The organism is Dokdonia sp. (assembly GCF_039945015.1).
Taxonomy (GTDB): domain Bacteria; phylum Bacteroidota; class Bacteroidia; order Flavobacteriales; family Flavobacteriaceae; genus Dokdonia.
Genome location: NZ_JBDUXP010000030.1, coordinates 46170 through 66135 on the forward strand (window position 1 = coordinate 46170; position 19966 = coordinate 66135).

General features: G+C 33.7%; 19 protein-coding genes. 12 read left to right on the forward strand and 7 right to left on the reverse strand.

Annotated elements, in window-relative coordinates; translation table 11 throughout:
- The first annotated feature begins 3 nt into the window (after window positions 1–3).
- From ABJD27_RS19915 to ABJD27_RS19950, 8 genes are all read left to right on the forward strand, one after another.
- Window positions 4–222: a hypothetical protein gene (locus ABJD27_RS19915; protein ID WP_348163584.1), complete on the forward strand. Its 219-nt coding sequence runs from the start codon at window positions 4–6 to the stop codon at window positions 220–222.
- Window positions 219–638, forward strand: a complete 420-nt coding sequence (locus ABJD27_RS19920) for a hypothetical protein (protein ID WP_348163587.1) — start codon at window positions 219–221, stop codon at window positions 636–638. Before ABJD27_RS19915 ends, ABJD27_RS19920 begins: the two co-directional genes overlap by 4 nt.
- Entirely contained in the window at window positions 629–1660 is a 1032-nt protein-coding gene (locus ABJD27_RS19925; RefSeq protein ID WP_348163590.1) for a Rieske 2Fe-2S domain-containing protein, read from the forward strand. Before ABJD27_RS19920 ends, ABJD27_RS19925 begins: the two co-directional genes overlap by 10 nt.
- Window positions 1661–1669: 9 nt before the next feature.
- The gene (locus ABJD27_RS19930; protein WP_348163593.1) at window positions 1670–2464 is read left to right on the forward strand and encodes a hypothetical protein; all 795 of its coding nucleotides are present in this window, start codon (window positions 1670–1672) and stop codon (window positions 2462–2464) included.
- A 114-nt stretch (window positions 2465–2578) separates the two neighbouring features.
- Window positions 2579–3820, forward strand: coding sequence for a sodium:proton antiporter (locus tag ABJD27_RS19935; RefSeq protein WP_348163596.1), 1242 nt, complete (start codon window positions 2579–2581; stop codon window positions 3818–3820).
- A gap of 5 nt (window positions 3821–3825) precedes the next feature.
- A complete protein-coding gene (locus ABJD27_RS19940) occupies window positions 3826–4707 on the forward strand; it encodes a DUF6268 family outer membrane beta-barrel protein (protein WP_348163599.1) in 882 nt (293 codons plus the stop codon).
- Window positions 4708–4711: 4 nt separating this feature from the next.
- Complete coding sequence (locus ABJD27_RS19945; RefSeq protein ID WP_348163602.1) at window positions 4712–5347, forward strand: Pycsar system effector family protein; 636 nt, start codon at window positions 4712–4714, stop codon at window positions 5345–5347.
- Window positions 5348–5424: 77 nt separating this feature from the next.
- A complete protein-coding gene (locus ABJD27_RS19950; protein WP_348163605.1) occupies window positions 5425–6870 on the forward strand; it encodes a DASS family sodium-coupled anion symporter in 1446 nt (481 codons plus the stop codon).
- 10 nt (window positions 6871–6880) lie between these two features.
- On the opposite strand, the gene ABJD27_RS19955 is transcribed toward ABJD27_RS19950, so the two are convergent.
- Window positions 6881–8605: an FG-GAP-like repeat-containing protein gene (locus ABJD27_RS19955; protein WP_348163608.1), complete on the reverse strand. Its 1725-nt coding sequence runs from the start codon at window positions 8603–8605 to the stop codon at window positions 6881–6883.
- Window positions 8606–8894: 289 nt separating this feature from the next.
- Here ABJD27_RS19955 and ABJD27_RS19960 point away from each other — a divergent pair, with 289 nt between their 5' ends.
- On the forward strand, window positions 8895–9521 hold the full coding sequence (locus ABJD27_RS19960) for a hypothetical protein (protein WP_348163611.1): 627 nt from the start codon (window positions 8895–8897) through the stop codon (window positions 9519–9521).
- Window positions 9522–9551: 30 nt separating this feature from the next.
- On the opposite strand, the gene ABJD27_RS19965 is transcribed toward ABJD27_RS19960, so the two are convergent.
- The 6 genes from ABJD27_RS19965 to ABJD27_RS19990 form a co-directional block, all read right to left on the reverse strand.
- Window positions 9552–10025, reverse strand: coding sequence for a hypothetical protein (locus ABJD27_RS19965; RefSeq protein ID WP_348163613.1), 474 nt, complete (start codon window positions 10023–10025; stop codon window positions 9552–9554).
- Window positions 10026–10635: 610 nt separating this feature from the next.
- Window positions 10636–12438, reverse strand: a complete 1803-nt coding sequence (locus tag ABJD27_RS19970; protein ID WP_348163616.1) for a tetratricopeptide repeat protein — start codon at window positions 12436–12438, stop codon at window positions 10636–10638.
- Between the two features lie 425 nt (window positions 12439–12863).
- Window positions 12864–13121, reverse strand: coding sequence for a peptide methionine sulfoxide reductase (locus tag ABJD27_RS19975; RefSeq protein ID WP_348163618.1), 258 nt, complete (start codon window positions 13119–13121; stop codon window positions 12864–12866).
- A gap of 6 nt (window positions 13122–13127) precedes the next feature.
- On the reverse strand, window positions 13128–13832 hold the full coding sequence (locus ABJD27_RS19980; protein ID WP_348163620.1) for a response regulator transcription factor: 705 nt from the start codon (window positions 13830–13832) through the stop codon (window positions 13128–13130).
- A gap of 4 nt (window positions 13833–13836) precedes the next feature.
- Window positions 13837–14910, reverse strand: a complete 1074-nt coding sequence (locus ABJD27_RS19985; RefSeq protein WP_348163623.1) for a sensor histidine kinase — start codon at window positions 14908–14910, stop codon at window positions 13837–13839.
- A gap of 169 nt (window positions 14911–15079) precedes the next feature.
- A complete protein-coding gene (locus tag ABJD27_RS19990) occupies window positions 15080–15625 on the reverse strand; it encodes a GTP cyclohydrolase (protein WP_348163626.1) in 546 nt (181 codons plus the stop codon).
- Window positions 15626–15804: 179 nt separating this feature from the next.
- On the opposite strand from ABJD27_RS19990, the gene ABJD27_RS19995 reads away from it, so the two are divergent.
- From ABJD27_RS19995 to ABJD27_RS20005, 3 genes are all read left to right on the forward strand, one after another.
- Window positions 15805–17097 (forward strand): serine hydrolase domain-containing protein, encoded by a 1293-nt coding sequence (locus tag ABJD27_RS19995; protein WP_348163629.1) that lies wholly within the window; start codon window positions 15805–15807, stop codon window positions 17095–17097.
- A gap of 17 nt (window positions 17098–17114) precedes the next feature.
- Window positions 17115–18212, forward strand: coding sequence for a serine hydrolase domain-containing protein (locus ABJD27_RS20000; protein WP_348163632.1), 1098 nt, complete (start codon window positions 17115–17117; stop codon window positions 18210–18212).
- Window positions 18213–18350: 138 nt separating this feature from the next.
- The gene (locus ABJD27_RS20005; protein ID WP_348163634.1) at window positions 18351–19343 is read left to right on the forward strand and encodes a beta-1,3-glucanase family protein; all 993 of its coding nucleotides are present in this window, start codon (window positions 18351–18353) and stop codon (window positions 19341–19343) included.
- Window positions 19344–19966: the final 623 nt, after the last annotated feature.

Sequence of the window (19966 nt, forward strand, 5' to 3'; positions counted from 1 at the left end):
ATCATGGAAACAATAGCCCAGATTATTCCGACTATCATTCTCATATATCTTGCGATAGGCCTCGTATTTGGAATCTATTTCTTTATACGAGGAGCGGCGCAGATGGATGAACTTATAAAAGATAGTAAATGGACCGTTAGACTTTTATTTGTTCCTGGAGCTATAGGACTTTGGCCTATTTTACTTTTAAAACTAATAAACATTTCAAAAACTAAAGTATGACTTCCGGATTACGAAAAGCACATAAGATCATTTGGATCGTTTTGGGACTCTTAGGGGCTGTACTTATTGTGTTATCTATTAATAGTGTAAAACAACCATTTCTTACAGATAGTGATGCTTCTATTGCAACAATTACAGAAGGAGTTCACACCATTGAAGATAACACCCAGTTTTATATGAGTATAGAAGAACAGGCAAACTCTAATAAATTACAAATTGTTCTAAAGACACCTTTAAAAAGTGCATCTACTGTAGTGTACACACTAACACCAGATCATAAAAAAGGAGCTTTTCTCGGAACTATAGATAAAAAAGGATTGTATGCTTTTGATATCGATAAATCGATAAAAAAGATTCAGTTATATGATGGGATAAAAAATAACGAAATACGAAATATAGATCTTTCATGGGAGTAAATTATCAGCCTGTGCTTTGGAGTAAGCACAAGAAGACGTACGACAAATGGATCGTTATTGGAATGTTCCTATATCTTATTAGTTTTATAGGAATCACGTTAATTACTAATAGCGAGACGAGTGCAGAAACATTAATTATTAGGGCCTTTGGAACGTTAGCCATTGTCCTATTACATATTATATTAAGCATTGGTCCATTAGCAAGGTTGAATCCTAGATTATTACCTATCCTTTATAACAGGAGACATCTAGGTGTAAGTATGTTTATTGCGGCATTGATTCATGGAGGGTTTTCGCTCTTTCAGTTTCATACATTAGGAAATGTAAATCCTATATATGCCCTATTTACTTCAAATATGGAGTATACATCTTTTACAAATTTTCCATTTCAAGTACTAGGTTTCTTTGCGTTGGTTATTTTCTTTTTAATGGCCGCAACAAGTCATGATTTCTGGCTTAAAAATCTTTCTCCAAAAACTTGGAAAAGATTACATATGCTTGTGTATATAGCCTATATACTTGTTGTCCTTCATGTATTTTTAGGAGCTTTCCAACAACAGCCATCTATTACTGTTATTGCATTTTTAGGGCTAGGCTTTCTTACGATTACAGCATTACACATAACAACAGCCTTTAAGGAATCAAAAGTTGACAAGACTAAGGCAACTCATCAAGAAGAAGGATGGGAATATGTATGTGATATCGATGAGATTCCTGAGGATAGAGCAAAGATTTTCATTGTTGGTAATGAGCGTATTGCTGTTTTTAAATACGATAATAAGTTATCTGCCATTGCAAACGTATGTAAACATCAAGGAGGTCCTTTAGGAGAAGGTAAAGTAGTAGACGGTTGTATCACATGCCCTTGGCATGGATATCAATATTTACCTCATAACGGGCAGTCTCCTCCTCCATTTACAGAGAAAGTTGCTACCTACCGATTAAAAAATTCAAATAATAGCATCTATGTGCTTCCAGAAGCCTTGGCAGAAGGAACTGAAGTCGAACCTGTCACGTTTTAATTAAATACTATGAAAGAAGAAGATGATTTTTATATTGGGTATCTAGATACAGTATCTCCCAAAACAAAGAAAGGATTAAAGTCATTTGTACTTTTTGGGATACTACTATTACTAGGAGGTGCATTGATTTTTGCTTTTTCTCAAAACAAATTCAAAAACAGCTCTTTTGAGCTAACAACCAGTACAAAGATTACTGGTGTATATCACGAAATGCCATATCCTATGCTTCGTGTAAAGACAGCTGACAATGTGTATCAGAATATTTTGCTATTAGGTTTTGGTAAAATAAGTGCCAATCCCTTTTTACAAAAAATAAGAAATGAAGCAGGTCCATTATCTGGTAGTGTATTAAGCATTGAAGGAAACCTTATCTATTACAATGGAAAAACATTATTACAAATCACAAGTGATGAAAAAGTCTCATTAGTAGAAAAAGCATCTGCAGATAGATTACCTAAGACAAAACAACTTGTTACTGGAATGGAACTAAAAGGAGAGATTATCGACCCTAAATGTTATTTTGGAGTGATGAAACCTGGTAAAGGGAAGATACATAGAAGTTGTGCTACATTATGTATCTCTGGGGGTATTCCTCCAGTTTTAGCCACAACCGATGAGAATAATATTTCTGAATATTACTTACTTACTGATCTCGAAGGCAATCCTATTAATGAGCAAATATTGCCCTATATAGGAAAGCCATCCATACTTACTGGTGATGTTGTTCAAATACAAGATTGGTACCAGTTACGTATCAAGACAGAAGATATAAAAGACCTTGATTTACCCTCTAAAATATATTAATGTTAAGTACACTTTCGCGAAAGCGTACTTAACAAGAAATGACACTTAAAACCATTAACTAAACATCTGAAGTGCTACTTCTAATGTTAACCACAATTTAAAAACCTTAAAACTATGTTCGAGTCATTCAGTATTGTTTTTACGATTGCCGTACTTTTTAATTACATAAATAGTAAATGGATTAAACTCCCTACTACTATAGGATTGTTACTTCTTAGTTTGGTTTTAGTAACCATTGTTTATTTAAGTAAATCTATTGTTCCTGATTTTTATCAATTCTTTTGTGATATTATTATCAATGCAGATTTTAAAACACTACTTCTTGATGGTATTTTAAGTTTTATGTTATTTGCGGGAGCATTACACGTTAATTTTGGGGCGCTTGCTGAGCAGAAAAAATCAATCCTTTTATTTGCAACGATTGGTGTGCTTATGTCTACATTTATTGTAGGAGGGCTTGTATTTGGAGTAGCCATGCTTATAGGGATAGAGCTTCCATTCATTCACGCATTATTGTTTGGTGCTTTGATATCTCCTACAGATCCTATTGCAGTTATGGCGATCTTAAAGAAAGCAAATATTGCAGAGAGTTTAGGTATTAAAATAGAAGGAGAGTCTTTGTTTAATGATGGTATTGGTGTTGTTGTATTTTCTGGAATCTTATTAATCGCAACAGCTACTGGAGAACATGGTCAGTCAGAAATAGGAGCTGAGATAGGCACCTTATTTCTTGAAGAAGCGGTAGGGGGTCTACTTTATGGATTGTTAATAGGGTTTATAGGTTTAAAGCTAATTAAAAGTTTAAAAAACAATTCAAATCTAGCAGTGATGATAAGTCTCGCTGTTGTTTTAGGAGGGTATACAATTGCATCTATGATTCACGTATCAGGACCACTTGCTATGGTTGTTGCTGGATTACTTATAGGGAATAAAGTTCATATCAATGATAATAAAAATGAATTACAAATGTCTCTTAATGAATTCTGGGAAATCTTAGATGATGTTTTTAATGGAATTTTATTTGTATTAATAGGACTTGCTATCCATTTATTAGAGTTTAATCTCAACTATTTAATACTTGGTATTATCACCATTGTTATCGTATTATTATCTAGGTTTATCTCTGTATTTATACCATACTCTCTATTAAAACATGAAGAAGAAAAACCTATAAAGACAATAACTATTTTAACCTGGGGAGGCTTAAGAGGTGGTATCTCTATTGCTCTTGCCTTAAGTTTAAGTAAGTCGCTTTCTAGCGAACTAATTGTGTACATAACCTATGTTGTTGTTTTATTTTCTATCATTGCCCAAGGATTGAGTATTGGAACGCTTGCAAAAAAACTATACAAATAATTACTATGTCTCAACATTTAAAAAAAGTATCATTCCTTTTATTATTTCTAAGCAGTTTTACATACGCGCAACTATCAGATCTTGCAAGAATAGAATATGTAGGACTACCTGAAAGTAGTAAAGACGGATCTGCCTTTGACAGATACCGCCTTGCAATTAATTATCCTATAAAAATTAAGGAAGACACCTATCTTTTTGTGGGATTAGATTACAGTTATATTTCTTATAGTATAGATGAGAGTCTTATCAACTTTAATCCTCAAGAGATTGATGAATTTCAATTATTAGATCTTAATATAGGATACACCTTTAAGGTAAATGATGATTGGCGTTTTGGAGCTAGAATTCAACCTGGATTTAGTTCTAATTTAAAAGCAAGGAATCTATCTTTTGAAGATGTTATTATCTCTGGAGATGCTGTCTTTATAAAAGACAAAAAAGACAACGACATCCCATATCGATTAATCTTAGGTATTTCTGTTTCTGGAAAAGGTGGATTTCCGTTTTTACCTTTTATTAGTTACTATCGTAAATTTCACTCAAAATGGTCCTATAATGTAGGAGTTCCTAAAATGAATTTACAATTCCACGCTTCTAAAAAAAACAGAATAAAATTAGTCGCTAGACTTGATGGTTTTAGATCTAATTTACAACGTGGTATCGCTGTAGGTGAAAGTCAAGAAATAGCGAGTAGATTCAGGCAACAATTGATCCTTGGAGGTCTACGTTATGAATACAAATTTACAGATCATATAGAATTATATATTAATGGTAGTTATGTAATAAGTAATACCGTAGAGTTGAGAGATCGCTCAAGAAATACACTTACTGAGTTACCAGAAGTGAACAATTTTTATATTAAAAGTGGGATTAGGTTTAAGCTATAATCATATGGAAGCATCAAAAAAAGAAATCGAAAAAGGAAAAGACAACATCTTAATGTCTGATCTTGGTATTAATAAGGAGGAATTAAAAAACCTCAAGAAAAAACTTTCCAAAATTGAGCCTCGACCAGAAAAAGGAGTCGAAACGTTATTTAGATTGTTATCAAAAAATCAATACACGCTTAATGCGATGATTGATAGAAAATCTAATATTTTAATTTCTATAAATGCACTTATCCTATCTATCGTTTTAGGAACGGTATTAGACCAACTAGGCACAGATCCTCATTTAATTTATCCTGCAATTTTAATCTTAATGACCAATCTTGTTTCTATAGGATATGCAGTTATCGCAACCAGACCAGAAAAAGAACACGGAAGCAGAGGTACAAATAATCTTATGTTTTATGGGAATTTCCATGATATGGAGGAAGAAGATTATGTAAACCAAATCTCTAATTTAATGCATCAAGGCGATGAGCTTTACAAGACCATTGCAAAGGACACCTTCTATTTAGGAAAAACGATTAATAGAAAGTTTAAACTCTTACGATCTTCCTTTACTATTTTTCTTATTGGAATCATCTTATCTGTAATTGCTTTCTTATTATGCCATCTTCTTTTTGGAGGGTATTTCAGATAAAAGACTTCACTTTCTAAACGATTTCCTTTTTAAAAAGATAGTTAAGGGTTCATTCTTTTTCCGTAGATTTAATCCCAATGAATGCATTTACACTTTCTAAGAAAATAGGGTTTCTAGTGGGGCCATTACTGTGTATTCTACTATTAATTTTACCATTTGACATTATAAATCCTGCAATAGATCGCGTAATTGCTATTGCCGCTTGGATGATTATATGGTGGATTACAGAAGCAGTATCTATCTCGGTAACGGCATTAATTCCGCTTGCTTTATTTCCGTTACTAGGAATCGGAGATATCAAAAGTGTGGCTAGTAACTATGCAAACCCAATTGTCTATTTGTTTTTTGGAGGTTTTGTTATTGCGTTAGCACTAGAAAAAGTACAACTGCACAAACGTATTGCACTTTCTATTCTTAAGATCACCGGCACCAAAGCAAATGGAATTGTATTAGGATTTATGATTGCCACAGCACTGATGAGCATGTGGATTTCTAATACAGCAAGCACTGTCGTTATGCTTCCTATCGCTGTCTCTGTAATCCAATTACTGATGGATGATGCTGATGGATTTACTAAGAATGATAAAAACTTTGCACTTTCTATTATGCTAGGAATAGCCTTTGCTGCAAATATTGGAGGAATGTCAACTTTAATTGGAACTCCTCCTAACTCAGTGATGCTTGCTTTCTTAAATGAAAATTACCCAGAACTTGACATTGGTTTCTTTCAATGGATGAAAATGGGTGTTCCTTTTGCAATACTGATGCTAGCAATTACCTACTTCTGTATCACTCGTATTTTCTTCCCAAATAGACTTGGTCAAATAGGAGGTTCTGGAGATATTATCCAAAACGAGCTCAAAAAATTAGGCAAGATGAATCGTGGCGAAAAGATCGTGCTTGTTATTTTTCTATGTACTGCTATCTCATGGATGTTACGTAGCTACCTCAACACACTATTACCTAATATCACACTTACAGATACAACCATTAGTGTGATTGCCGCACTTGCTATGTTTATCGTTCCTCTTGATTTAAAAAAGGGAAAATTCCCATTAGATTGGAAAGACACCTCTAGATTACCTTGGGGAATTTTAATTCTTTTTGGTGGCGGTCTCGCACTTGCATCAGGTCTTAAAGATGCTGGGTTTATTGCGATGATAGGGGATTATATTTCAGGGCAAACCGATTGGAGTATGTGGGTTGTTACTGCTGTTCTTATTTTCTTAATGTTATTTATGACAGAGCTTATGAGTAATGTTGCACTAGTAACGATACTTATTCCATTAGTTATAGGAATTGCCATTGGGATGGATGTGCCAATTTTACAACTGGTAGTTCCTGTTACATTAGCCGCTAGTTGTGCCTTTATGCTTCCTATGGCTACACCTCCTAATGCCATTGTTTTTGCCAGTGGTCACGTACGTGTAGGTCAAATGGCTCGTATCGGAATTGTATTAAACTTAATTTCTGTAGGATTGCTTTTTGCAATTGCTTATTGGGTTGTACCACTGCTGTTTTAGGTAAAATTAATCACATTTTAAGTATTTTCTTGTGTGTAGATAATTCCCCATGATCCATCTGTGCGATATATAACCCTGCTTTAAGCCGAGTAATATCTACCATCATATCTGGAGTATCTATTTTAATAATCTGTGTTATTCTTCCCGACACATCTATTATTTTTAATGTTCCCTGTACATAATTCCTTAACCCTGTAATTTGTATTATTGAACTACTTGGGTTAGGACTTACTACAATACGCTCTTCTTCAAAAGAGTCAACTCCTAAAGGATTTTCTCCTTCAATCATGGTCAAGTGACTATTGATTTCTGGATTATAAATTATATCCACTTGACCACTTAGCCAGCGCACTTTGATATAATCAATTTGTGTAGCAATTCCAATTCCAAAAAATTCATATGAAGAGTTTTGCCCTAAATATCCTTCTCCACAAAGCGTATAATTATATTGTTTTTCTCCATTGACAGATAGCTCTATAAAAGAACCTATTCCTTGTCTATTACTCTCTGTTCCTTCTAGTTTAACTTTGATCCAGTTATTCTCATGAACAGATTCATTTTTCCACAAAAAGATATTATCGGGTAAACAATTTAAAACAGCAATATCATACTTTCCATCGTTATCTACATCTCCTATAGCGTTACCATAACTGATAGAGACATCTTCTTCCAATCCTATATTTTCTGGTATGGTATATAATCCAAAGCCATCATTATCATAATAAGCAGCACTCAATTGGCCAGAATCTACATTGGTAACACTGGCGCTTACATATAAATCTAAATCTGCATCATTATCTGCATCTAAGAAGACAGAACTCCACGCTACAGACTCAAATAAGGTTCCATTTTCATAAGCAACATCTATAAAAGTACCATCTCCATTATTCTTTAGAAAGGCATTTCCTTCCTGTGTATTTGCAACATAAATATCTAACCAGCCATCCTTGTTATAATCCCCTATTGTTGTAGACATAGCATCAATCGCTATAGCTGCTCCAGCAGCTTCTGCTACATTTGTAAATGTGCCATCTCCATTATTATGGTATAAGATATTCTCGTTTTGAATTTTATCGTTGGAGATATAAATATCCTGCCAACCATCATTATCATAATCTATCCAAGAACTACAAAAAGAGAGTGAGTTTTCCTGTATCAGATTTGCTGTTATTGAAACATCTGTAAATGTGCCATCTCCATTATTTTTATAGAGCGTATTAAATTTACTGTCACTATCAAAAAACCTAGAAACCAAAAACAAATCTAAGAATCCATCCTTATCATAATCTCCCCAAGAACCTCCAAAAGATTTATGCCCTGGGTTTGACAACCCTGAAGCATCTGTAATATTCACAAAAGTTAGATTACCTATATTTTCATAAAACCGATTATCCCCAGTACTTTGATTACTTGTTGCAAAAAAATCATAATCTCCGTCATTATCAAAATCAACCCATTGCACCGATTTGGTTTCAAAAAGTTCATCATTTATTCCCGACAAATTAATAAGCTCAAAAGTGCCATTGTTATTTTTATAAAATTTTACAGGCAACCCAGTATTAGAAGAAACGGTCAGGTCATCCCAACCATCATTATCAAAATCAAAAAAAGAAATCCCTCCACCAAAATTCTCATTCCCATCCGTTCCCCAAGAACTATTTGACAACCCCAAATCTTCGCTTTTCTCATCAAAAAAAACCTGAGCTTCAGATACAGTGAAAACTAAAATGAGCAAAAGACTGAGAATATATTTTACATTTTTCACAGGATATAAACAATTGATTACTCTATAAATATAATCATTGTGTATTTAAGTAAAAACATCATAACTCACCCTTTATATTGTAATTGCATTTCTAGGAGGTTATATACGCTTTAGCGAAAGCGTATAATTACTACTACCTCACAATAACTTTAATTGTAAAAATAGCAACGTATGATTTTTTACAATCATTGACACTTCTTTTGCATTCATTTGACATATATATTTTGAAGCTCGCGTAGCTTTATAAAAAATATAAATCATGAAGAAAACGTACACCTATAAAAATGTAGAAAGAAGAAAAATTACACTCTTTTTAATCCTTATTATGTGTTCTATCTTTGCTTTTGGTCAAGACTCCGAACAAGTACATTTAATCGACCTTGATAGCACTTGGGGAAAAGAAATCTTTCCATTCCCTATCCGTTTTGCACAGGATATTAACTACCAAGGCGTAGAAGAAGCTCGATTTCCTCCAGAAGGTTGGTCTGATGAAAATCATCAAAACTTTTGGTCCTATGCTTTTGCTTGGGATATACATCTAAATAAGAAAATAACCGAAAATGAATTAGCCTCAGATTTAGAAAAATACTTTGATGGACTCGTAGGAACAGATGTTATAAAAGAACTAGGAACTTATAAAGCGATAGCACTATTTACAGAAATAGAAAGTGATGAGACAACATCTTTCTTTAAAGGAAAAGTCAAAACCTATGATCGATTTACTACTAAAAAACCAATCACTTTATATGTTCTGGTAGAAAGTCATTATTGTAAAAAAGAAGAGAAGTCCATCATTCTATTTCGGTTTTCTCCTAAAGACTTCACACATGATGTATGGAAAACCTTAGAAACCGTTAAGCTTAAAGAACCTATCTGTAATGATTGATGTGTTTTAAAAATGGAATTAGTAAATGATTTATTCTTTTACCACAGTGATTAAAAAATCACCGCCAAAATCTTGAATATCTTTGGGTTCATCGTTATACACAGCTGAGTTTAATGTAAAAACAAATTGAGAACAAGGGCCTCCTGTTTCTGACCTTGTCAGATTCAACACAAGAGTGTCGGTTTCTATATCTGATAAATTTATTTCAAATGTATTATCACCATCTTGCCCATAAATACCTAAAGCGATAAGATTTTCTATTCCTGGAACACCCATAAAAACAACACCTGATGATGTATATCCATTTGTCACATCATCTATCGTAATATTATCGGCAATATAGGTTTGATTTGCAATAAGGTTTTCTCCCTGCGCATTCACGACATCTATAAAAAGATTACTAAATATCGGTTCTGTTAGACAAGCTATTTCTGGATCATTATCATCACTATTGCAAGAAAACAAGAGCACAGAAAATAAGGCAAGCGTATATAGATGTTTCATAAAAATGACTTTCTTATAAGACGTCATTCTGCAGTTTTGGCTGTGTATATGTCTATTTTAGTCTCGGAAATAGGAATCTCTCTAGAAGTTGTTGACATCAAGTGTAACACATGAAAAAACAAGCAGAGAAATAAATATATAGGTATGTATATGATATATTTCATAAGAATGGCTTTTAAAGAAGATGCATTTTTAGCGTTTTGGTTGCGTGTAAAATCTCTTTTTTTTAACATTTTTTATGTTAAAATTAATAACACCTCTATTTCTTTTTTATGCTTTCGCGAAAATATACACAGATTCATTACGATAATCTCAAAAATTGAAATATCTAATGATCTTTATAAACCCTCATTTTCTCCACATTCCCGTTTCTTCTAGAGGGGGAAATGCTTTGCTGTTTTTGATTCAAAAACACCTATAAAATAGCTTCTCCTCTTTTTGAGAGGAGGTAGCTGTATCGAGGCAATGAGATACAGACGGAAGGGAGATAACACTTCCTAACCCCTAAAGGAAATTTACTACTCTTACAACACTCTAAAATAGCATGTTACTCTATTTTTTTGAAGATATTAAAAAGGAATAAAAATCCCCCTTTGGGGGTTAGGGCGGATCACTCTTTTTCAAAATCATCTATTATTTGTAAGAGGTTTTGGGCTTGAGGAATATCTGGATACTTTAATAATAGCTCTCTAGCTTCTTTTAAATTTTGAATATTTTTTTTAGATAAATAAACACCTATAAGTAATGTTTTTGCATACTCAATCTCATACACCTGTGGAGATTCTTTAGCTAGCTCTTTGTAAAGTGTGTGAGATTCTTCATACTTTTCTACTGCTAATGGAATTTCACCCATATTCTTATATAAAATAGTCAAATTGTTTAACGTTTGAGCTACATCTGGTAAATACCTTCGAGAATTCTCTGTAGCCAAATCTCTACGTATCGCTAAAGACTCTTCATATTCAGATAATGCCAACGAAAATTCATTCTTATCCTCATGTAAATTAGCCAAATTGTTTAACGTTTGAGCTACATCTGGTAAATACGTTCGAGGATTATCTGTAGCCAAATCTCTACGTATCGCTAAAGACTCTTCATATTCAGGTAATGCCAATTCAAATTCATTTCTAACCGAATGTAAAATAGCCAAATTGTTTAATGTCGAAGCAACTTTAGGCAAATACGTTCGAGGATTCTCTGTAGCCAAATCTCTACGTATTGCTAAAGACTCTTCATATTCAGATAGTGCCAACAAAAATTCATTCCTAGCCTTATGTAAAATAGCCAAATTGTTTAACGCTTGTGATACATCTGGCAAATACGTTTGAGGATTCTCTGTAGCCAAATCTCTAAGTATCATTAAAGATTCTTCATATTCAGATAATGCCAATTCAAATTCATTCCTATCCTTATGTAAAATAGCCAAATTGTTTAATGTTGTAGCAACTTTAGGCAAATACGTTCGAGGATTCTCTGTAGCCAAATCTCTAAGTATCGCTAGCACTTTCTCATACTGTTGGATGGATTCTTCAATAAAATTAAATTCTTGTAAGAAATATCCAAAATTAAAATAAACCTCATAAGAAGGATTTAATTCAATTAAATCTTTATAAAATTGTGTTGCTTCTTCATACGCAAATATGGCTTTTGAAGATTCAATTAACTCTAATAGTAAAGTAATCCTGTCTTCTTTTTCTTTTTTATTATACGCTTCGTAAATCGCTGTTAATGCATCTGGTCTTCGTTGTTCAACAGCTTCTTTAATTTTTTCTAATACCTCTGCTAAATACGTATTTCCTCTGGATTGTAACTCTTTAATTTCTTGAGAGAGTTCTTCTGTTCTCTCAAAAATCTTTTTAGTAGCTAGTAGTAAGAGCGCTTTTTCTTTTTCTTTTATATCTCTTTGAGAATACCATTGCTCTATTGCCTCTTTAACGGTTTCTTCTCCGCTACCAAAAGGCAACCTATTTAGCCAATCGCCTATATCACGAGGATCTATACCTCCTTCTTTAATCAAGGTTTCAATTCCAGATAGTTTGTCTTCTATTCTTGAAAAACTAGCAACAGTTTCATCATGCTTTTTTTGATCTATAATTAGTCGTAAATAGTCATACGCTTGTGTATGCTCTACTAATCGTTTTTCAAAATACTTTATAAAAGCAAATGTCTCTTGATTCACAACTTGTAGAGTAATCATATCACCCGCTTTAATATGTGACTGCAATAATGATTTAAGTTCGCGCTCTTTTTGTTCTCGTACGCTTTCATTTACAGACCAATCTTTCAGTGCTTTATTAAAAGCTAACTTTATTTGCTTATCTACACCTTGTGTACGAAACTTATTGATGTTTGGGTATATTTCTAAGACAATACCCGCAGCAATACTAATAGCAAAAGAAGAAAGTGGTTCCATAGTTAAGTTGGCAAAGGGTTTTTATAAACCATTAATATACAACTATATGTCTTTTTATAGCGATTTTGTTACAGACCTGTATATGGGTTTATGATTCGTCCTAGAGTAACTGCTCCCCTCCGTCTGTATCTCGTTCCTCGATACAGCCACCTCCTACTTCGACAGGCTCAGCACAGGCCTCAATAAGAGGAGGTGCTTATTCCCCCTAACCTCCAAAGGGGGAATCTTCTCTTCTCAAGATCCTGAATCCAGAATTACAAAATAGAGTACTACTCTATTTCTAATACATCTGTTATGTGATCTCTCCTTTCATTGAAATGCCTATTGGCAGTATTACTAAGATGCTTTAAATCAAAAAACAAAAGCTTTTCTCCCTCTGGGAGAAACGGGAATGAGGGAAATAGGGAAAATTCTTCTTTAGAAGCTTAGAGGGATTCCATTTCCATTAAAAACCGAGTGACTTTATCCTCTGGCATTTCACAGGGTTTTAACAATTCGGAGGTGGTTGTGAGGTAATAATTCAAACTTATAAAATCGTTGCCTTGGAGTTCTTCAGCATATATTTTATAGGACTTTCCGTTGGTAAAAGTCGTTTTAGTAAGACCGTATTTCTTGTCTTCAAACTGTACCGTACTGTATCCTTCTGGAATATTCTCTATGATATGAAGTAAGGAGTCTTTCATAAAATCTTATCCCTTTAAAATGCCTAATACATGATCTTTATACTTTCCTCCTATCGGGATTTCGATTTGCCCAATCTCGATATCTTGTTGCGTAAAGGCCGTAACATGGTCCTGGTTTACAATATACGATCGGTGTACACGTAAAAAACGATCTTTAGGAAGTTGTTCTATAAAATGACTAATCCGTTCTTTGATCACCAGTGTTTCTTTAACCGTATGGATTTTAAGATAATCCTTAATACTCTCTACATACTTGATCTGTTGCAAAATTACTTTGATATGCTTCTTATTGACCTGTACAAAGATATGTGCTGGCAAAGTAGTCTCTGAAGCTTCAGAAATATCCGATTGCTGATTTGTACCAGGTGTTTTCAGCCGACTTACAGCACTAAAAAAACGCTCAAACGTAATGGGTTTCAGTAAATAATCTTGTGCTTGCAATTCATAACTTTCTATCGCATATTCTCGATAGGCAGTGGTAAAGATCACTTTAGGCGGTTGTCGTAATGATTTTAAAAACTCAATTCCCGTAAGTTTAGGCATTTGGATATCCAGAAACAACACATCTACTTGATGTTTGGTTAAGAAATCGGCAGCAAGGAGTGCATTTTTAAAGGATCCTAAGTGTTCTAAAAAAGGCACATCTGCAATATGGCTTTCTAATAAAGAACGCGCTAAAGGCTCATCATCTACAACAATACAACTAATCATCTTCTCAAATTGTGTTTATACGTAAAGCTACGCAATACCATCCGTTTTCATCAATTACTTCATATGAATAATCATCATATAATAAGGATAATTGTTTCTTAACATTAGAGACTCCTATCCCTTTGGTGTATGCAGTTTCATCAAATTGTTGCGTGGTATTTTTTGTGTTTTTTACTGTAAAATATAATTGCGTTTCTTCCTGTTTCAGATCAATATGAATCTTTGGAACATCCACACTTCCACTTGCGCCATGTTTAAAGGCATTCTCTACGATGGATAACAAGATAAGTGGCCCTATCTGTGTTTCAGGACTTATAGGATTCGCGCCCGCCTGTCCTGCCGGTAGGAAAGCGATCTCAATATCATCTCCATAGCGCAAACGTTCTAAGGCAATATAGTTTTCTAGTAATACCACCTCTTTTTCAAGTGATACCAATCTATCATTGCACTGATACAACATATAATCTAACATAGACGAAAGTGTTGCTACGGTCTCAGGTGCTTTATCCGATTTTTGGAGCGTGAGCGCATATAAGTTATTAAGCGTATTAAATAAAAAATGTGGGTGAATCTGGGCTTTTAAAGCACCAAGCTCTGCTTTATTCTTATCTCGCTCTAGCTGAAGCAATACTTTCTCGCTTTTGTTTTTCTGAGTAATAATACGATCTATGGTCATCGCAAATGTTGCCATTAATAATGGGAGTAAATACCCATCTATCAAAAATTCCCAATCACTAAAAATTTGTAGGAAAGACTCTTGTACAAAAGGAGGCTCTCTAAAAATAGGCTCATACACATATACTGTAAACACGCGATCTAAAGCACTTCCTATATAAAAAAGAACTATAGAAAAAACAGAAAATAATATATATTTCTTTGCTTTATAGTAATATTGCAATAATACATAATTAAATATATATGCTGTAATCAAATACCCAGGTAAATGCTTCAAATTCTGAAATAAAATAACAGTTAAAGATTCCTTATTCCCGTCTTGAAAAAACTGTATAAACGCAAAACTAAAGAGTAAAACTCCCCAGAATAGGATATGATTTATAAGTGTTTTTTTAGCCTTCAATGGTATGTGGTTATTATACTTAATTATCTGTTTTATATCATAAAGCAGTGCTGTCGTCATTCTGAATTTATTTCAGAATCACAATACGCAATGATCCTGTTTTTACAATGTGAACCTGAAACAAGTTCAGGTTGACGTTTGCCTCAGTCTACGCTGTGGACATCAAACATCAATCAAGCACAGTAGGTTGTATTCCAGAAACTGTAATTCCGTAACGTGTCAAGGTTTCTGTTTTCTTTTTATTTCCTGTAATCATTGTAATAGATGTTACTTCTAAATGTTTCAAAATTTTTGCTGCTGCCGAGAAATCACGATTGTCTTTTTGAAAACCTACTGCTTCATATGCTTCGGCTTGTGGCATCCCTTCTTTCTTAAGTGGTAGCGTATTAAGTAATGCATAATGTCCATTCCCTTTCCCTTCTTGCTCTAGCCAAATCACAATCCCTTTTCCTGCTCGTTCTATCAATTGTTGTGAGATTTCCATTTGCTCACGACAGTCACACTCTATACTATTAAAATGATGTGCAAAAACGCAGGATGAATGTACACGACATAATACTTCTTCTCCCTCTTTTACATCTCCCATCACAAGGGCATGTGATTCTTTAATCCCATCATAAAAAAGGATTTCTCTATAGGTGCCGTATTTGGTTTTTATAGTTCCTTCGGCTAATTGTACGATCATCGTTTCAAAAGTATTTTTTATTCTAATCAAAATTACAGCTATTCGACCAAATCAGATCTGCCGTAGACCAAAAAGTGGTTATCGAAGACGAATCCATTTGTCTACCACTACGGACTCTATATTCTTCTATTCTTGACCTTGGTCTATTTTTTAAAATCTACATATCGCTTTACTTCATCTTTGGACTATCAATTCAAAAAACCACAGTAATGAAAAAATTTAAACTCAATAAAATAGGGCGTCGTTTTTGGAGAACTATATGCGTTTTATTCACGCTTTTAGTAATCTGGAATATATACTATATCTCTACGTTTACACGCTTTCGCGAAAGCGCACCCATTACTACAGCCATTAGTCATCCTGAATATACATATCAAATCAAAGAAGCTACTGCCTTACTTCAAGATATTGGAGAACAAAAAGAGTTCCCTTCATTCTCTATCGCTATAGGGCATCAAGGAAAAGTTGTTTGGTCGGCAGCAGTAGGATATCAGGATATAGATGCAAACATTCCTGCTACTTCAAAAACACAATACCGCATAGGAAGTACCTCAAAAGCAGTGACCACAACTGGGGTTGCTCGCGCAGTCGATAATCATAAAATACAACTGAATGCTATTATAGGTGATACCATTACAAATTGGACAAAAAAGGAATGGGATTTTAGTATGCAACAACTCTTAAGTCATACAGCAGGCATGGGAAATTACAAAGATTTTGGCTATGACGCTGGAAAATATACGTTGTGTAATTGTTATGAATTTAAAACTGCTTCAGAAGGGCTAACTGTATTTGATCAGTACGATTTAATTTTTGAACCAGGAACATCATTTGCCTATTCTACTTTTGATATTAATCTTGCGAGTGTTGTTCTTGAACAAGCGGTGAGTACTCCTTTTTTAGAGTATATGGAAACACAGGTATTTCAACCCTTGGGCATGAAATATACCTATGGAGATCACGACAAACCAAAGACAGAACATTTTGCTACCTTTTATAACACTGAAGATGGATATTATCGTGAGTACAGAAGTTTCGAGCAGGTATACGATATCAATTTAAGTTATAAGTGGGCTGGTGGCGGCTTTATCTCAACACCCACCGATCTTGTAAAAATGGGAAATGCATATCTCACAGATGATACCTTCTTAAGTCAAGAGACCAAACGTGCATTCTGGACACCTATGAAACTAGACAATGGTGAAGTTAATGAGCAATTGTACGCATTAGGATGGCGATCATACTTAGAACATAAAAACAAAAATTTCTTAGATGGAGAAACTCCAATCTGGATGGTACATCACGGAGGTGTGAGTAAAGGATCTCAGAATTTCTTGCTCTTATTTCCTAATTATGATCTTGTGATTGACGCATCTATCAACACGAATGTTGAAAATTTTGGAACCTTCTCTAATGAAGTATATAAAATAGCAAATGCATTTCTTAAGACTATAGAAAAAGAAGAGATCTCACTTTATCAAGAAATCAAAGAACACATGTAAAAAAACATCTTAGCATTATGAAAATCCAAACTTATTTATGCCTACTATATAGTGCCTGTGTTCTATTGATTAGTCAGAACCTTTACTGTCAATCCCCTAATACACAACAATTACAGACCGCTATAGATGCTGTTATATCCAAAAAAATGAAGCAATATGATATTCCTGGACTTTCTATTGGGATTGTTTCTCAAGACACTATTATGTATACAAAAGGGTACGGTGTAAGAAGTATCTATACTAGAAATCCAGTGACAGAAAACACCGTGTTTCATACAGCTTCTATTAGTAAGCTATTTACTGCAATTGCTATTATAGATCTTGAACAAAAAGGGTGCTTACACCTAGATGATACACTTATAAGCGTTGCTCCTGAATTGAGATCTGAAGATAAAAAAGTGAATACTATTACCATACGACAGCTACTAAATCATACATCTGGCTTGGGTGATATTTCTAATTACCATTGGGGTAATCATAACCAATCTAACAATAGTCTCAAGAATGCTTTACTAAAACTAAACCTAGAGCTTAAACAAAAGCCTTCTACTACATATTCATATAGTAACTTAGGATATAACATTCTAGGGTATGTCATTGAAAAAGTAACAGAGCAACCTTTTGAAGATTATGTTCAAAAAGAGATTTTGAATACGATTGGGATGTCTCATAGTGATTTTAGGTATTTTAATATTCCCGATCATCTACGTACGTCTCCTCACTCTAAAAGCTGGTTTAACAAAACGTACATTAGAAAAAACTATCCATACACTAGAGAACATGCACCAAGTAGTACTTTAAATGCTTCGGCGAGAGATATAAGTCTATGGATGATCTCGTTTTTAAGCGACTTAAAAAATCCTTCAAAAACAAGATATCAAAATATGACCTTACCATCATTTGAACCTTATCCATATATAGGTCTTGGTTTTCAGTTATATGATATTCATTCAAAAAAAGCAATAGGCCATTATGGAGGTGATAAAGGTTTTAGAAGTTTTTTAATCATGATTCCTGAACAGGATATCGGAATTGTTCTTCTCGCAAATTGTGATTATAATGAAGATTTTAGGCAAGAGATCGTATATGAAATTGCATCATTAATGATTTATTAACTCTATCTATTTCTAATAAATCAAGATGATCTCAGAAAGTGAGAACACGTATTAAACCCGTATAATTACGCTACTTTCATAATACACTTACCGATATCTTTACCCATGTTAACCCCAAATTAATTAAAGAACGTACTTATGAAAATTACAATTACAAACAAATCTGCTATTACCGATCCATCACAAATCTTCCTCTTATTAACAGGAACTGGTTTTAAAGGAAGCGGCATTACTGTAGGAAAGTCTACGACATTGGCATCCTTAACAAATAATTCTTTTGACCTCACTCAGATTGATAGCGGACGTTTATATATTTCTTACTATACGGCATTACCTACAAATCCAGCGCCTACATCAAATAATTATTATGGATACATAGAATTGACCTTAGGGACAGATAATGTTGTATGGACGGATCTTTCATCGGTAGATACATTTGGAGTTCCGATTGCTATGGAGTTAGGAGCTACAAAATTGGGGTATTCAAAATCGCATAATACCATTGTCCAAGAAATAGCTACGGCTTTAGGAGGAACAAATGGTACTGCCGTGCAACGTAAAAATGGAAAAGGAAATACAAAAGTAGTGGGAGCTAATGTACTGTATATGAATCAACCATCATACGATTCCTATTTGAAAACATTAAAAGGGAAATCATTAACTATAAAAAATGTAAAAGACAGTCCATTAAAATATGATTTTACAGGAACCTTCAAAACTGATGGGAGCATCTCATTAACCTCGACAACACCAAAACTCACTTTCGAAATCCCTGCAGCCGACTTAACTAATAAAACAATTTATCTAAGTAATGGTAATTGTATTTATAATGGTAAAAAGAGAAATGCCATGAGTCCAAATGATACCTGCGCGGCCGTATATAGAGATATTATGGTAGGTATTAATGAAGGCTACTTCTCAGCAACAGGAAAAAATGATAGCTCGTTGTTTTCTAACTTGACACCTTTTGCAAACGGACATGGAAATGTATATGCAAAGGTTATTCATGAGGGATCCGATTCTTATGGATATCCGTTTTCAGATAAGAATTTAAAAACACTAATTAAAGTTCCTGTAACTAGTGCTTCAAACTTAAAACTTACTATTTTGACTGATGATGCAACAAGTTAGACTCATTGTAAATTAGCGTGTATTTGACGCTTAATTTTGATATTAGTATCGTTTATATCATATTTGCATCTGAATTTAAAAAAGACAAAGTAACCTATGAGTTTATTCCACGTACATATCACGGACGCCATTTTTGGGGTTAGGAAACCAATTTTTAGGTAGAAAACTTTAAAGAGATATAACAAAAAGCGTCCAGGCAACTGGACGCTTTTTTTGTTTTAAACGGCAAAACACTATTTTTTTAGACACCATTCAAAAAAAATAGTAATGTATCTCAAAAAAGTTTCTGCTTCCGATGTTTTTTATGCTAAAAGCTAAAACGAAGGAAATCAAAAGGTTGTAGTCCAGGAGTTATTTTCGCGAAAGCGAACAGGATATTCTTTGCTTATTTTTAAACATAAATAACTGATAATCAATAAAATAAATTAAAATTTTATTTGTGTAATTCAAAAAACCATTTCATCTTTGCATCGCAATTGTAACAAAAACGAATTGTTTAATCATTTAATAATCGAAGTATATATGTTTATATCAAAAAAAACATACGATATCCTAAAAAGCGTAAACGCTACTGGATATCTTCTTCGAGACTTCTACACCGTATAGCTTTAACACAAAGCAAC

Excerpts from the sequence above, each read along its gene's own strand:
- ABJD27_RS19915 (WP_348163584.1), top strand. The coding sequence starts at position 4 with ATGGAAACAATAGCCCAGATTATTCCGACTATCATTCTCATATATCTT.
- ABJD27_RS19920 (WP_348163587.1), top strand. The coding sequence starts at position 219 with ATGACTTCCGGATTACGAAAAGCACATAAGATCATTTGGATCGTTTTG.
- ABJD27_RS19925 (WP_348163590.1), top strand. The coding sequence starts at position 629 with ATGGGAGTAAATTATCAGCCTGTGCTTTGGAGTAAGCACAAGAAGACG.
- ABJD27_RS19930 (WP_348163593.1), top strand. The coding sequence starts at position 1,670 with ATGAAAGAAGAAGATGATTTTTATATTGGGTATCTAGATACAGTATCT.
- ABJD27_RS19935 (WP_348163596.1), top strand. The coding sequence starts at position 2,579 with ATGTTCGAGTCATTCAGTATTGTTTTTACGATTGCCGTACTTTTTAAT.
- ABJD27_RS19940 (WP_348163599.1), top strand. The coding sequence starts at position 3,826 with ATGTCTCAACATTTAAAAAAAGTATCATTCCTTTTATTATTTCTAAGC.
- ABJD27_RS19945 (WP_348163602.1), top strand. The coding sequence starts at position 4,712 with ATGGAAGCATCAAAAAAAGAAATCGAAAAAGGAAAAGACAACATCTTA.
- ABJD27_RS19950 (WP_348163605.1), top strand. The coding sequence starts at position 5,425 with ATGAATGCATTTACACTTTCTAAGAAAATAGGGTTTCTAGTGGGGCCA.
- ABJD27_RS19960 (WP_348163611.1), top strand. The coding sequence starts at position 8,895 with ATGAAGAAAACGTACACCTATAAAAATGTAGAAAGAAGAAAAATTACA.
- ABJD27_RS19965 (WP_348163613.1), bottom strand. The coding sequence starts at position 10,025 with ATGAAACATCTATATACGCTTGCCTTATTTTCTGTGCTCTTGTTTTCT.
- ABJD27_RS19970 (WP_348163616.1), bottom strand. The coding sequence starts at position 12,438 with ATGGAACCACTTTCTTCTTTTGCTATTAGTATTGCTGCGGGTATTGTC.
- ABJD27_RS19975 (WP_348163618.1), bottom strand. The coding sequence starts at position 13,121 with ATGAAAGACTCCTTACTTCATATCATAGAGAATATTCCAGAAGGATAC.
- ABJD27_RS19980 (WP_348163620.1), bottom strand. The coding sequence starts at position 13,832 with ATGATTAGTTGTATTGTTGTAGATGATGAGCCTTTAGCGCGTTCTTTA.
- ABJD27_RS19995 (WP_348163629.1), top strand. The coding sequence starts at position 15,805 with ATGAAAAAATTTAAACTCAATAAAATAGGGCGTCGTTTTTGGAGAACT.
- ABJD27_RS20000 (WP_348163632.1), top strand. The coding sequence starts at position 17,115 with ATGAAAATCCAAACTTATTTATGCCTACTATATAGTGCCTGTGTTCTA.
- ABJD27_RS20005 (WP_348163634.1), top strand. The coding sequence starts at position 18,351 with ATGAAAATTACAATTACAAACAAATCTGCTATTACCGATCCATCACAA.